Below are 13,173 nucleotides of genomic sequence, written 5' to 3' on the forward strand. Positions count from 1 at the left end.
CGTCCTGCCATGTCGATCAGTGTCCCTTCTCGGCCCTCATCAGGCCAAACGGGACTCTAGTACCAGATGGTCTCATTCATTGGGAGCAGCCCACCACGACCCCCTCCCTGACCCATCGTTTGTCGGCGCTATCGATGTCGGATGGTTTCGGTCCGCCCATTCGACAACGACCACGTCCGACGCCACAACACGAACTACCGCAGCCGCACGCGCAGAACGTTCGAACGAGCAGCACCTACAATCGCAGCAGCATAGGGGAATGCCCGCGAGGTCATTGAGGCAGCTGTCCGATCAGGTCGACTCCTTGTCCGTTCCAATGCAGATCAACCTGGTAATACACACCATCAGCGCAGGCATTGCAGCTGCCAGGAGTCTTGTACGTCAGACCAATGTTATCGTCCGAGGTACGCGTGGGGTTGAATTGGACGAAAGCGTACGCCTCACGCGTCGCGGTACCGATGAACATGCCTTTGTGAAACATCAAGACATGGTTCGGAGAGCTCACCGTCGCTCCGGCGACCGTGACGATGACGATCGACAGGTTCGCACACGGATCGAAATTTCCTTGAAAACTCTGCGGATCGGCGAACCAAGGCGAATGCGTGTCAGGATTGGTCGGCAACATCTGAATTGCCGCTTGTACGATCTGAGAACGTAAGTCGACGCCACAGGGAATTTCGGCGACCTCGAATGACCACTCGGATCCTGGATACGGAAAACTACAGTGCCCGATGGTGCCGGTTCGGGCTACTTCCCCAGCCGTCGGAGTTGAGCAGTGCCATTGATCAGTGCTAATGTGTTGAGCATTCCCGGTACGCGGTAAGGAACTGTGTAAATATTCATAGTAAATCGACCTGGCTCGCGCACACTCGATCGGCCCAGTGAGCTGGCGAATATTGGCTAAGCGGTCTGCGTTGGTTTTGACAAGGCATGGTTCTGCGGGTTGCTCGCCGCGCGGCGGCTGCGACGTAACCGATAGCACATCCGTTGCCAACATTCGCTCACGTCCACCTGCATATTCGTAGAGCGTCCCCCGGCGACAACCGGAATCAATGTTATTGCCGCAAACGGGCCTACGAAATTGGATAGCGAAACCTCGTCCGACGTATCTTGTCATCTGCGCCGACGGCACACCCTCGTCCGGAAGCCAGGTCAACGTACTTCTATCCAATGTCCATAGGCTGGGCTGCCAGTAGGGAATTGGCTTAAGTCCTGGCACCTGCTTTATACTGCCATCTTGCTGAACTCTGGAGACTCTCGATCCGTCCTCGATGCAATTTGATGATGAAAGAGTTGCATGAAAGTGTCCATCGATACCCCACCACAGGTCTTCAATATTCACTTCACCACGACCGTCGGCCTCGAATCCAGGAGGGTCGATCGCCGATAATTTCGTTTGTCGAGTCAAACCGTCCTTGGAAATGACTGATACCGACGTCTGCCTGCCGCAGCCTCGGGTCGATTGGCTGGTGCTTCCCGAGGATGCCACGGCCAGTTCCTCGTCCTGCGGGCCACCAGTAGGCGCAAAGGCTGCGCGTAGACCAGTGCCACGAAGACGTTCGAGGCGGATGAAAGAATCACCCGACTCAGAAACCAGCGATAGGTATTCTTGTATGCCATCGTCTCCAAGTTGGGTAACCAGCAGTTTAGATCTCGATCCCTCCACCAATTGAGAATCATCACCAGTTGCCAATATCGCCCCGTTAACGACAGTAGATGATTGCAAATCGAATCTAAGAAAGGTATTTCGACTGGAGGCGATGAGCGAATTTCCCGCCACAGGCGCTAGGCTGCCGCACCCAGCGCAAGCGAGGCTTTTCGTATTACCCGAACGCACGTCGACAAAAACCAGCTCACGTTCGTCCTCTCGGGAGGCCGGAGCATTTGGGAGAACTGCTACGAAGTCTCCGTCATTCGTCCAGACTATTTCGTCGTTCGGAGTGAAGACGCCGAAGACAGCGGCAATCACACGACTGTCGCGGACGACAACAAGTTTGTCAGGTGTGGTGTATGCATAGGCCATAGCTTCGGTATTCGGAGGCCACCATCGCGTGCTTTTGCCGTAGTAATAACCCTCAGTTCCCACTGTCACGGCAACGATAGTCGCCACCACGACTATAGTCAGACTTCGTCTATGCACGTCCGACCCTGCTCAGCGTGTTGCGGCCCGCGGATCGGCCCGCACCCAGTCGCGCGATGGATATGGTGCAGGCGTATAAGCCGCCTGGTAGCCGGAAAGTGATGCTGAATCCTGTACTGGCACCGCCCGCCCGGTTACTCTGAATGGCTGGCCATGAAAGTCGATGTCCTGATACACCGCCGGACCAGAATCTACCAGATATACTCGGATACGAAAAGAGCAAGAGTAGCTCTTGACGAATGCGCCGACAGTAAAGGACTGAACCTCTTTGGGGTCCAGCGAGATTGTATTCTTCTCAAAGTATCCCGGGCCGGCAGGATAGAACCCGTCTACTGTCTCGTACATCTCTTGGAAGACCAGATTCGATGTTTCGAGATTAACACCTAGCTTAACGTTGGGTTGCCCGCCGCCTTGCGCCGGTGGTCGGAAGTACGTTCCACTCAGCGGCTTTCCGCAGTCCTTTACAGCAGCCATTCGAACTATGCGAACAGACTCGTCTAGATTGTTACGGACCGTCAGTGTCCCGATCCCTCTTTCCAGCGGAGTGGCATCGTGATCAATCCACCATTGCGAGTACTTCGACGAGTTCGGTACCACATCCCTGTTGAACTCCGCGAGTACACCCGCGTTCATATCGAGCATTCCCGGTAGCACGAAACTATCGGTGCTTACGCTCTGCAATGGAGTCACATCGACAATGGCCAACGGTGGTGATGTGGCCGATGCCGGTACCGCCCCGAGCGTTGCGAACCCTGGCGTTGTCGGTGTCGAGTACGGGGGCGGTAAGGCCAGATCCGAACCAGGCAAGACCAAGTGCAGGTTCACTGCTGTGGCGGCGGCGGCCAATACAGCCGCCGCGCCGACGATCATCGTTGCAGTCTTAAACCGTACCTGACCTGACAGTCGCGGTGGGCTATCGGCGTCCCCCGAGTGCTTGCCGACATGATCGACGGGCCGCGCCGCCTCGCGCTGATCCGCGACTGGCGACGGCGCCGCCTGGTGGACACGCCGCAAAGTCTCCCGCCATGCCGAGAGATCCTCCCGCGGAACACCGCACAACGTCAGATACAACTCAAGCCGGTTGTCGTCCGGCGAATGGATCCGATTGCCCTTCTCCATATCCTCGATCAGGTTCTTCTTCAAACTGATCCGATTGCCCGGCTGCCTTCGTGCGAGCTGCTCGAACGCCCTGATCGACAAGCGCGCCCGTCTGCGCAATTCTCGCAACGCCGCGCCGAACCCTGCCAGATCGGCGATGGCAGCCAACCGATCTCGATCGGTCAGTTGCCAATCTTCGCTCTCCACAACATCCCCCCGCTCTTCGTGCTCCCTTTCGACCGCTGCCGCGCAACACTACAACGATCGTCCGAGAGCCGTGTCCGATGTCCGGCAGACGACCAGGAACCCGGTCTCCACCAGGCGAGACAAAGAGATTTTGTCCGATGCCTGTCGGACAGCGGGACCGGACGGCGAGCTTGGTCCGCGAGGCGACGAACCGCTCGCCGAACCGCGACCTCTGGATGGATATGTACGACTGGAACGCGCTCCTCAATGATTGCAACGGCTACGCGCACCTGCTGGCCGCGCTGATCAACCTTGCCGCCACCGTGATCCGCACGCGGCAGGGCCGCGCAATATGTAGCTCTAACGCCACCTCAACCGTCCCTGATCATCAATCTGAGACCCGCAGCGGTCCAGGGCCGGTGGGCGGATAAGTTACGGGCGCAACAAACGCGACACGCACTCAATTCGGCTTGAGCGTGCGTCTACTCTTGCTACATGGACCACCTGCCCGGAAGGTGTCGGGCCTTGACGACCCTGAATCGCTCGGACACAAACGACGCTCATCGATTGCTGAACCGCCCCAAGGTGTTCGCGCAATGCCACACAATAGCGAAGCCGCAGGTCGGTGACCTGTGGCTTCGCTATTCGGTGGGACATGGCGGGAATCGAACCCGGCTGACGAACACCACCAGCCGGGCGGATTGTCATCGCTACCAGCCGTAGATGGAAAATGGCCGACCACTGGCGATGTGCGCCATGGCCGCACGACAGTAATCGATCATGTGATCAGGCGGTTCATCGGCTGAAAACCATTGCAGCTCTGCGCATTTGTCTGGTTCCTGATTCTCGGGCTCTCCCTTCCAGGAACGCACCGAAAAGTAGAACGCCATTCGTCCGCCGGAGGACGAGTTGTGCATGATGTGGGCGAAGTGGACGTCCTTGGGAGCGATGCTGATCCCGATCTCCTCCTTGGCTTCGCGAATCAGGGCGTCGATCACGGATTCGCCAACTTTCCAGGTGGCCGGAGGGCAGGTGCCAGGCTCCGTCCTCGTAGCCGGTGTTCTGGCGCTGGCCGAAGAGGACGTCGCTTCCGCGGCGTAGCAGGAGGTGAACATCGCCAGTGACTTTGTGTCGCCGAGTATCTGAGCCATGAGCCTTGGTGGTCCCGTCGGTCATGAAATGAAAATCCCCTTTGTCCATAATCGTTGTGCTGGGGTTTGCGCCAAGGGAGTGCCGGGGCAGGATCAGCCGAACGCCCACCGTGGCACCGGAAAATGCGTCGGACTCATCGAACGGGCTTGGAGACGCCGAAACCCCTGGCCCGCAAGAACGGGACCAGGGGTCCCGCGTGCCGAATTGTGGTCAGCCCTTGACCAGTTCGGGGATTGCGGTGTCGACTTCCTCGGCATCCTCAGGGGCGGCCGCCGCCCGGCTCGGCAGCAGCACAGCCATGACGATCACGACCAGTGCCAGGGCAGCGGAGACCAGGAAGGCCAGGCGCATGCCGTCGAGGTGGGCCGTGATGGGGTCGGTGCCGTCGGCGACGAGTCCGGTGCTGCGGGCCGACATAACCGTTACCACCAGGGCGGTGCCGAAGGCCGCGGCGACCTGCTGCAGCGTGCCGAGCATCGAGCTGCCGTGCGAGTACAGGTGCTGCGGAAGCGCGCCGAGCCCGAGGGTGAAGACCGGGGTGAAGGCGGCGGCCAGCGACACCATCAGCAGGATGTGCAGTGCCAGCAGCTGCCAGTACGGCATGGACATCGAGATCTGGGTGAATCCGGCCAGCGCCGCGGCGATCCCGACCGAGCCGGGAATGACCAGTACGCGTCCACCGAACCGGTCGAACAGGCGGCCGACCGTCGGTCCGAGCAGACCCATCGCCAGCCCGCCCGGCATTACCAGCAGGCCGGTCTGCAGGGGGCTCAGGCCACGGAGGTTCTGCAGATACAGCGGCAGCAGGATCATCGAGCCGAGCATCGCCATGAACGCGACCGACATCAGCACCAGCGCCTTGGCGTACGTGCCGGAAAGCAGGACCCGCAGATCCAGCAGCGGGGTGCCGTTGCGCTGCAGGCGCAGCTGGCGGAATACGAATACGGCGATGAGGGCCGAACCCGCGGCGACGATCAGAGCCGGGCTGGTGAGGTTGTCGCTCTCGAACCGGCTGAGCCCGAATACCAGCCCGCCGAATCCGAGCGCGGCGAGCACCACGCTGGCCGAGTCGATCGCCCCGGCCTGCGGTTCACCGACATTCTCCAGCCGGCGCAGACCCAGCCAGGTGACGACCGCCGTGATCGGCAGCACCAGCACGAAAAGCCAACGCCACGAACCGATCTGCAGCACCATCCCGGAGACCACCGGGCCGAGGGCGGGCGCCACCGAAATGGCAAGGGTGACATTGCCCATCACCCGGCCGCGGTCCTGTTCGGGCACAACGGTCATGAGTGTGGTCATCAGCAGCGGCATCATTACCGCGGTACCGCCTGCCTGAATGACCCGTCCGAGCAGCAGCACCGCGAACGACGGCGCGACGGCCGACAGCGCGGTACCGGCGAGGAAGACCCCCATTGCCACGGCATAGGCCCGTCTGGTCGATACCCGCTGCAGGAACCAGCCGGTAGTCGGGATGACGGCGGCCATCGTCAACATGAACGCGGTGGACACCCACTGCGCCGCCCGCTCGGTGACCTCGAGGTCGGCCATCAGCCGCGGGATCGCGTTGATCATGATGGTTTCGTTCAGGATCACCACGAAGGTCGCGAGTACCAGTACCCGGATGACGGTCGGCGTCCGCCCTCCCGAGGCGGGGGCGGAAAGTTCGGCTGACATCGGGTGTACCTCCAGAGCGTCTCGACAGGAATGTGTGTGGCGGGTTGCCGATTCATCGGGTCTCGCCACAGTGGTAGAGACGGGACCGGCGGCTCGAATTCATCGGCACGCGACAGTATTGCGGTCGCCACCGACAAGTTCGGCCGCACTTCCATCCATCGACATAGCGCCCCACAGCAGACGAATGGGTGAGAACATACCTCTCATGTTGAAGAATGATCCTTCCAGCGCGGCGCGAACGGCGCAGCGCCGGATGAGCACCGCGGCGGCGTTCGTCATGGCAATGACACTCGTGTGTGGCGGCCATGCGGCAGGAGCCGACGAGCCGAACGCCACCGATCCGGTGGCTTCCGCGGGATGCGCTCTGCCCGCGATCGCCGCGGGAACCTCCACCGCGCAGTTCACGGTAGCGGGAAAATCGGGTAGCTACGTCCAGGATGTTCCTGCGGGGACATCAGGCGCGCTACCGGTGGTCTTCGATATCCACGGGTACCTGGAGCCCGCCCAGATCGAACGCGCGGCCACCGGTGTCGGGCAATTCGGAATCGAGCACGGATTCGCGACGATCACCCCGCAACTCGACGAACCCGGTTGGCCGCGCTGGGATTTCAGCGAAAACAGCGGCGATATCGCCTATCTGTCGGAACTGCTGACGCATGTGGAATCGACACTGTGCGTCGATCTGCGGCGAGTGTTCGCCACCGGACTGTCGATGGGTGGCTTCACCACTTCGTCGCTGGCATGTCAGCTCGCGGACCGGATCGCGGCCGTCGCACCGGTGGCCGGACTGCAGGACTTCGCCTGGTGCAATCCGACGCGTCCGATACCCGTCATCGCGTTCCATGGGACAGCCGACCCGTTCGTCGCCTACACCGGCGGACCCGGTCCCAACGCCCAGTTGCTGCCGTCGGCCGATGGTTCGGGTTCGGCGGCCGGGCGGGGCGGCACCATGCCGAGCGGCGTCAATGGTCCGGGACCGGCGAGCATCCCGACGCAGGCGGCCGCTTGGGCGCACCGCAACGGCTGCGGGCCCGACCCGGAAGAGCGCCGGATTGCCGACGATGTCACCCTGTTCCGCTACCCATGCCCCGTAAACGGCGCCGTCGAGCTATACGCGCTGCTGGGCGGCGGGCACACCTGGCCGGGCTCGCCGCCTATCGCCCCCGAACCACTGGTCGGCGCTACCGCATCGATCAGCGCTGATCAGATCATGTGGGATTTCTTCCAGGCCCATCCGCATACCGGCCCCCTCCGGTGAGCACGGCATCACCAGCGGTACCAGCGACCGCGGGTCCCCGCGGTATCGGCGGATCGGAATACGAAGCCGAGCGCCCAGATCACCAGGACCGCAATCGCGAGCCACCACAGAGCTTTCACTGCGAACCCCACGCCGAACAACACCAGAGCAAGCAGCAGAACCAGCAACAGAGCAACCATTTCTTCTCACCTCCTGCCGCTCGCATACCCGGCGACCAGCACGAATAACGGATCTCGCCGACCGGATCGAGGATGCTGTCCGTGCCGACGCGCCGGGCTCAACGGCGTATCTCGACGGCTTCGGAGAACAACCCGATTCGGGGCGCCTTCATGAAGTACGGTCAGGCCATGTCCGAGGACTGTGTGGAGCGAGCCGAAGTAGCGCAATCCAACACCTACAACTGGGAGGTTATCGGCAGCGGTCCGACCGGGAAATCCGTTGTCGACTCCGGTGACGGCGAATTCGGCATTCCCGATGACTGCACCGGCCGCACGTGCACCAACCACATCGAAGTCGGCACCGCGGTGTTCGACCGGGTCGTCGCCGACATCATGATCGAATACCGAAACGCGGTCCTGGACGCCCGCCTCGAGGACGAACCCGACCCGGACCGGCCGCTGGACCAGGTCACCATCCGAGTCTGCGACGGTAATGGCGTCGAAATGCTCTCGGCGACAGCAGTATTGACCTATCCCGTCGTCACCGTCGCGGACACCGAGACCTACCGTAAGCAAGTAGCGCTGGCCGAGAAGCGGGAGCGGCGGCGGCGGGAACGCCGCGATAAAGCCATCGCCGCGGGAACCTGCGCCCCACGGTCGGGACCGGCCGACCCCAGACTGGCCGGGCTCATCCTCAACCTGCGCGTCGAAGCCGACACCGTGCGCGAGGAAGTCCCGGACGCCGACCACTGCCGAGAACAATTGGCATTGGCCCAGAACACCGTACAAGCCGCCACCGACGCGGCTGCGCGTGCGCGAATAAGCGGCACGCAAGGTGAGTTCGAACATGCCCACGCCTTTATCCAACGCTGGACACCACGCATAAACCGCTGGGCCGCATTCCTCGAGCTGACCACCGAGGCCTACGCCGACGCGGACGCCGTCGACGCCCTCGCCGACCGCATAAGCCTGCAACCCCCAGTCGACAATTAGCTAATCGATCAGCTTCTCGCTTTTCAGCCAGTCATAGGCGACATCGGCGGGATCCTCGCCATCGATATCGACGCGGCCGTTGAGGTCCTGCATCAGCTCGTCGGTGAGGTGTTCGGAAATCGTGCCGATCAGGGTTCGCAACTGCGGGTAGCGGTCGAGGACGACTCCTCGCACGACCGCGGTACCGCTGTAAGGCAGGAAGAACTTCTTGTCATCGTCGAGGACGACCAGATTCAGGTTCTTGACCCGCCCGTCGGTGGTGTAGATCATGCCGAAATTGCACGGCGCGCCCTTGGCCGTCGCCGTGTAGACGACACCGGCGTCCATCCGCGTCACATTGCCGGAAGGAACGCCGTTCGGATCGTTGTAGGGGATCCCGTACTTCTGCAGCATCGGGATGAAACCGTCGGAGCGGCTGAAGAATTCGTCGTCGACGCAGAAGGTCCGATCGGGCACCGGGAGCGCGGCTACGTCGGACAGCGATTTCACCCGCAGGCGTTCGGCATTCGGCGTCGATGCGCCGAATGCATATGTGTCATTGAAATTGGCCGGCGGCAACCACTCCAGGTCGTGATCGCGCTTCTCGATATCGTGGACTCGCTGCCAGAGTTCCTTCGGATCCGAGATCGTCTCGGTCTCGTTGTGGTAGTTCACCCAACCGGTGCCGGTGTACTCCCACAGCACGTCGGCGTCGCCGTTGAGCTGGGCCTGTCGAGACGATGCGGAACCCGGCGCCCCGGTCAGGTCCGTGACGTGAGCGCCCGCCGCGGCCAGATAGGTCGCGGTGATCTTGCCGAGCAATACCCCCTCGGTGAAGCTCTTCGAGGTGACGACCAGCTTCGCACCGTCCAGCGGCCGCTCGCCGCCGGGCAGCCGCGCGTCGTGGAAGGTTCCGGACGAGCTCACCAGACCACATCCGGTGAGCATCGCCGTTGTCGCGACCAGTGCCGAAACCAGCGCAACCAGTGGCGATCTCATGACACACCTCGCGGAGTCGCGGCCAGTTCGACGAGTCTGCCGAGCCAGTCGATGATCAACGCAAGCAGCCCGACGAGAATCGCGCCGGAGATGAGCAGCTTGGGCAGGAAGAGCGTCACGCCGGTGGTGATCAGCGTGCCGAGGCTGGTCGCGCCGATGAAGGTGCTCAATGTCGCGGTACCGACCAAGATGACCAGCGCGGTGCGGACGCCGTTGAGGATCACCGGCACCGCGAGCGGGAGCTCGACCTGGAACAGTGTCCGTGTGCCCGAGAAGCCGATACCCCGCGAGGCCTCGATCGTGCGCTGATCCACCTGCCGCAGCCCCACGATCGTGTTCTGCAGGATCGGCAGGATCGCGTACACGACGAGACCGACTATCGCCGTGCGGAACCCGGTACCCAACCAGAAGGTGAACAGGACGAGCAGGCCGACCGCGGGCGCGGCCTGGCCCACATTGGCGATATTGACGGCGATGGGCTCGAACCGCTGCAACGCGGGACGGGTCAGCGCGATGCCCAATGGAATCGCGACAACGACCACGATCACCGTGGCGACCACGGTCAGCTTGATGTGGGCGAGAATCGTGGTCTGCAGATTGGCCCAGCCGAGGGACGCCCGCTCCGTCGCGGTGAAAGTCGTCGAGCGATACCAGATGACGTATCCGATGGCGATGACACCGATGACGAGCGGTTCGAACCACACGTCGATCGGAATGCGGCGCAACCGATTCATGACTGCCCGGCCGATCCGGGTTCGTCATCGGCGGCGACCACCGGAGTCGGCACCGGATCGGTTCCGTCGACGTAGGTTTCGTACGACAGGTCCTCTCCCTCGGCGTTGCCCTCGGCGAGTTTCGCCCGAATCACTTCGGTCACCGAGTTGATGCTGAGCGAGCCGACGACCGCGCCGCGGCCGTCGGTGACAAGTGCGGCACCTTGGCTGGTCGCGAGCATGGCGTCGAGCGCGTCGTTGAGGGTCGAGGATCGCGCGACGACAGGCAATCGCCGATCGAGAAAGTCGGATACCTCCGGTTTGGTCGCGACCTCGGTGAGCGAGGGCCACGACCGCGGCCGCCCCGCCTCGTCGACGACGACTATCCAGGTGTGTCCGGCGGCCTTCGCCCGTTCGATCACCCCCTGCGCCGACTCCCCCACGCGCGCGGTGATCACCTTGTCGTAGGCGACATCGCGCACCCGCGAGACGGTCAGATAGGCCAGCTTCGCACCGGATCCGACGAATTCCTCCACGAACGGTGTGGCCGGATCGGTGAGGATCTCTTCCGGGCGCGCATACTGCTCGACGTGACCGCCTTCGGACAGGATGAGCACCTTGTCGCCGAGCTTGGTGGCCTCTTCGAAATCGTGGGTGACGATCACGATCGTCTTACCTAGTTCGTGCTGGATCGCGATCAGACTGTCCTGCAGGCGAACCCGGGTAATCGGATCGACCGCGCCGAACGGCTCGTCCATGAGCAGCACCGGCGGGTCCGCGGCGAGCGCGCGGGCGACGCCGACCCGCTGCTGCTGTCCGCCGGACATATCCTTCGGCAGCCGGTCGGCGAAGGTGCCCGGGTCGAGACCGACCAGATCGAGCAGATACTCGGTGCGCTCGGCGATCCGCTTCTTGTCCCATCCGAGCACCCGCGGGATGGCGCCGACATTCTTGGCCACCGACCAGTGCGGGAACAGCCCGCCGGACTGGATGACATATCCGATCGACTGCCGCAGCTTGTCCGGATCTTCCCTGGTGACATCGCGGCCGCCGATGAAGATCCGGCCTTCGGTCGGCTCGATCAGCCGGTTGATCATCTTGAGTGTGGTCGTCTTGCCACAGCCGGACGGGCCGACGAACGCGACGATATCGCCAGCATCGATTTCCAGATCGAGCCGCTCGACCGCCGGTTTCTCCTGGCCCTTGTAGCGCTTGACAACCGAATCCAGCTCGATGGACGCACCGGTGATATTGCGCTGCGGTGCGGTCGGAGTGAGTTGGCTGGTCATGACAGTCCCTTTGCGATCGTGAGGCGTCCGAGCAGGACGAGGAGCGCGTCGAACACCAACGCGATGAGGACGATGAGAATCGTGCCCGTCAGTGCCATTTCGAGCGCGTTCGCCCCGCCGAGCCGCGAAAGACCGTTGAAGATCAGCGATCCGAGGCCGGGTCCGAGAACATAAGCGACGATGGCGGCGACGCCGACGATCATCTGAGTGGAAACCCTGATGCCGGTGAGGATTACCGGCCAGGCGATAGGCAGTTCGACGGTCAGCAGAATGCGCCATCGCGAAAAGCCGATCCCGCGTGCGGATTCGACGACCGAGGCAGGCACCGACCGCAGGCCCACGATCGCATTGCCGATCACCGGCAATGCGGCGAAGAACGCCAGCATGATGAACGACGGGACCACACCGAGTCCGAACGGGACCAACAGCAGCGCCAACAGCGCGAGCGAAGGAATCGTCAGCGCGACCCGGCTCGAGGTCAGCGAAAGCGCGGACAACAGCGGAAGCCGATAGACCGCCACCGCGATGAGGACAGCGACGACAGTCCCCACCAGCACCGTCTGAAACGCAAGGGAGGCATGCTGATACGTCAGGAACGCCAGCACCTCGCCCCGTCCTCGGATGTAGCTCCACAAATGCACGGAATTCCCATCGTCAGCCGAAGACCGATCGGTACCTGTCTGCGCGCAGTAACTGGACGCACGAATTGTCAAAGACTAAACGAAACTGGCGCTCGGTGCCGGACGGCACGCGGCGGCGAATGGCTCACGGTATTAGTGAAATCGCCGTAGGCGCGTGTGGGGAAATATCGGAGGTGGGCTGACAGACGCGAGTCCCTGTGTGCCGCTGCAGTTCGATAGCGGCACACAGGGACTCGACGTGTTCGTCATCCGGAATCAGGGGGTGGAGTAGCCGATCAGGGCGCCGATGCCCGCGCCGATCGGGACGGTGACGAGGGCACCGACACCACCGAGGAAGAAGCCGATCACCGCGCCGATCCCGGCGCCGATGAGCGCGCCGATCCCGGCGTTGTACTGCTTGCGGGCGATCGTGTCGGAGGCCTCATCGATTGCCTGCGCGGTCCGAGTGGTGTCGGATTGCGCTGTGAGGGTGAGGGTTCGGCCGTCATTGGCGATCTCCGGCGTCAGGGCGACGGTCCCGGCCGCGGTCTGCAGCCCCAGCGGAATCGAAGTCACCGCATTGCCCGCGGCATCGGTGAGGGTGATCGAAAGAGCATCGGCGGCCACGGTGAACCGTCCGGCCTCGACGGTGGTGCTGACTGCTCGGCGGTCTGCCGTCGGTGCGGTGATGAAGTTGATGCCGTGCTCGGTCGCCTGCACGGTGGTGTCGGTTGCTACCGGCTGGGCCTGCACGGCACCTGCGGTAATGCCGGTCGCACCGATCGCGAGCAGGGCGGTGGCGGCGAACTTGGTGGCGCTCATAGTTTCCCCACATTTCATCGGCTGTCGCGCGCCGACACATGCCCGAAAGCCCGTGCCGGGCCACGTGATTCAGTCGACCACATCTGTGA

General features: G+C 62.7%; 13 protein-coding genes. 3 read left to right on the forward strand and 10 right to left on the reverse strand.

Annotation, left to right across the window (positions count from 1 at the left end; genetic code table 11):
- Nucleotides 1–271: 271 nt before the first annotated feature.
- Together ACIBW7_RS04920 and ACIBW7_RS04925 are read right to left on the reverse strand one after the other, a co-directional pair.
- Nucleotides 272–2,110: an LppP/LprE family lipoprotein gene (locus ACIBW7_RS04920; RefSeq protein ID WP_397044250.1), complete on the reverse strand. Its 1,839-nt coding sequence runs from the start codon at nt 2,108–2,110 to the stop codon at nt 272–274.
- Between the two features lie 42 nt (nt 2,111–2,152).
- The gene (locus ACIBW7_RS04925) at nt 2,153–3,445 is read right to left on the reverse strand and encodes a helix-turn-helix domain-containing protein (RefSeq protein ID WP_397044251.1); all 1,293 of its coding nucleotides are present in this window, start codon (nt 3,443–3,445) and stop codon (nt 2,153–2,155) included.
- 137 nt (nt 3,446–3,582) lie between these two features.
- Here ACIBW7_RS04925 and ACIBW7_RS04930 point away from each other — a divergent pair, with 137 nt between their 5' ends.
- Complete coding sequence (locus ACIBW7_RS04930) at nt 3,583–3,855, forward strand: hypothetical protein (RefSeq protein WP_397044252.1); 273 nt, start codon at nt 3,583–3,585, stop codon at nt 3,853–3,855.
- A 279-nt stretch (nt 3,856–4,134) separates the two neighbouring features.
- Here ACIBW7_RS04930 and ACIBW7_RS04935 read toward each other — a convergent pair whose 3' ends face one another.
- Together ACIBW7_RS04935 and ACIBW7_RS04940 are read right to left on the reverse strand one after the other, a co-directional pair.
- Nucleotides 4,135–4,422 carry an NUDIX domain-containing protein gene (locus ACIBW7_RS04935; protein ID WP_397044254.1) on the reverse strand — a complete coding sequence of 96 codons (288 nt, stop codon included), beginning with the start codon at nt 4,420–4,422 and terminating at the stop codon, nt 4,135–4,137.
- A 364-nt stretch (nt 4,423–4,786) separates the two neighbouring features.
- Nucleotides 4,787–6,253 (reverse strand): MDR family MFS transporter, encoded by a 1,467-nt coding sequence (locus tag ACIBW7_RS04940; RefSeq protein WP_397044256.1) that lies wholly within the window; start codon nt 6,251–6,253, stop codon nt 4,787–4,789.
- 205 nt (nt 6,254–6,458) lie between these two features.
- On the opposite strand from ACIBW7_RS04940, the gene ACIBW7_RS04945 reads away from it, so the two are divergent.
- Nucleotides 6,459–7,511 (forward strand): alpha/beta hydrolase family esterase, encoded by a 1,053-nt coding sequence (locus ACIBW7_RS04945; RefSeq protein WP_397044257.1) that lies wholly within the window; start codon nt 6,459–6,461, stop codon nt 7,509–7,511.
- 8 nt (nt 7,512–7,519) lie between these two features.
- Here ACIBW7_RS04945 and ACIBW7_RS04950 read toward each other — a convergent pair whose 3' ends face one another.
- Nucleotides 7,520–7,690, reverse strand: coding sequence for a hypothetical protein (locus ACIBW7_RS04950; protein WP_397044259.1), 171 nt, complete (start codon nt 7,688–7,690; stop codon nt 7,520–7,522).
- Nucleotides 7,691–7,858: 168 nt separating this feature from the next.
- Between ACIBW7_RS04950 and ACIBW7_RS04955 the strand changes: the two genes are divergently transcribed.
- The gene (locus tag ACIBW7_RS04955) at nt 7,859–8,662 is read left to right on the forward strand and encodes a hypothetical protein (RefSeq protein WP_397044261.1); all 804 of its coding nucleotides are present in this window, start codon (nt 7,859–7,861) and stop codon (nt 8,660–8,662) included.
- Here the strand turns inward: ACIBW7_RS04955 and ACIBW7_RS04960 are convergent, their stop codons facing one another.
- The 5 genes from ACIBW7_RS04960 to ACIBW7_RS04980 form a co-directional block, all read right to left on the reverse strand.
- Nucleotides 8,663–9,640 carry a glycine betaine ABC transporter substrate-binding protein gene (locus ACIBW7_RS04960; RefSeq protein ID WP_397044262.1) on the reverse strand — a complete coding sequence of 326 codons (978 nt, stop codon included), beginning with the start codon at nt 9,638–9,640 and terminating at the stop codon, nt 8,663–8,665.
- Nucleotides 9,637–10,374, reverse strand: a complete 738-nt coding sequence (locus ACIBW7_RS04965; RefSeq protein WP_397044264.1) for an ABC transporter permease — start codon at nt 10,372–10,374, stop codon at nt 9,637–9,639. The genes ACIBW7_RS04960 and ACIBW7_RS04965 overlap by 4 nt, the downstream gene beginning before the upstream one ends.
- Nucleotides 10,371–11,642: an ATP-binding cassette domain-containing protein gene (locus ACIBW7_RS04970; protein ID WP_397044265.1), complete on the reverse strand. Its 1,272-nt coding sequence runs from the start codon at nt 11,640–11,642 to the stop codon at nt 10,371–10,373. Before ACIBW7_RS04970 ends, ACIBW7_RS04965 begins: the two co-directional genes overlap by 4 nt.
- Nucleotides 11,639–12,283, reverse strand: coding sequence for an ABC transporter permease subunit (locus ACIBW7_RS04975; protein WP_327099459.1), 645 nt, complete (start codon nt 12,281–12,283; stop codon nt 11,639–11,641). Before ACIBW7_RS04975 ends, ACIBW7_RS04970 begins: the two co-directional genes overlap by 4 nt.
- 255 nt (nt 12,284–12,538) lie before the next feature.
- A complete protein-coding gene (locus ACIBW7_RS04980; RefSeq protein WP_397044266.1) occupies nt 12,539–13,084 on the reverse strand; it encodes a hypothetical protein in 546 nt (181 codons plus the stop codon).
- Nucleotides 13,085–13,173 lie beyond the last annotated feature (89 nt).

It is taken from the genome of Nocardia sp. NPDC049526 (assembly GCF_044465765.1).
Lineage (GTDB): Bacteria > Actinomycetota > Actinomycetes > Mycobacteriales > Mycobacteriaceae > Nocardia.

Coding starts and splice junctions, on each gene's coding strand:
- ACIBW7_RS04930 (WP_397044252.1), top strand. CDS start 3,583: ATGCCTGTCGGACAGCGGGACCGGACGGCGAGCTTGGTCCGCGAGGCG.
- ACIBW7_RS04940 (WP_397044256.1), bottom strand. CDS start 6,253: ATGTCAGCCGAACTTTCCGCCCCCGCCTCGGGAGGGCGGACGCCGACC.
- ACIBW7_RS04945 (WP_397044257.1), top strand. CDS start 6,459: ATGTTGAAGAATGATCCTTCCAGCGCGGCGCGAACGGCGCAGCGCCGG.
- ACIBW7_RS04950 (WP_397044259.1), bottom strand. CDS start 7,690: ATGGTTGCTCTGTTGCTGGTTCTGCTGCTTGCTCTGGTGTTGTTCGGC.
- ACIBW7_RS04955 (WP_397044261.1), top strand. CDS start 7,859: ATGTCCGAGGACTGTGTGGAGCGAGCCGAAGTAGCGCAATCCAACACC.
- ACIBW7_RS04960 (WP_397044262.1), bottom strand. CDS start 9,640: ATGAGATCGCCACTGGTTGCGCTGGTTTCGGCACTGGTCGCGACAACG.
- ACIBW7_RS04965 (WP_397044264.1), bottom strand. CDS start 10,374: ATGAATCGGTTGCGCCGCATTCCGATCGACGTGTGGTTCGAACCGCTC.
- ACIBW7_RS04970 (WP_397044265.1), bottom strand. CDS start 11,642: ATGACCAGCCAACTCACTCCGACCGCACCGCAGCGCAATATCACCGGT.
- ACIBW7_RS04980 (WP_397044266.1), bottom strand. CDS start 13,084: ATGAGCGCCACCAAGTTCGCCGCCACCGCCCTGCTCGCGATCGGTGCG.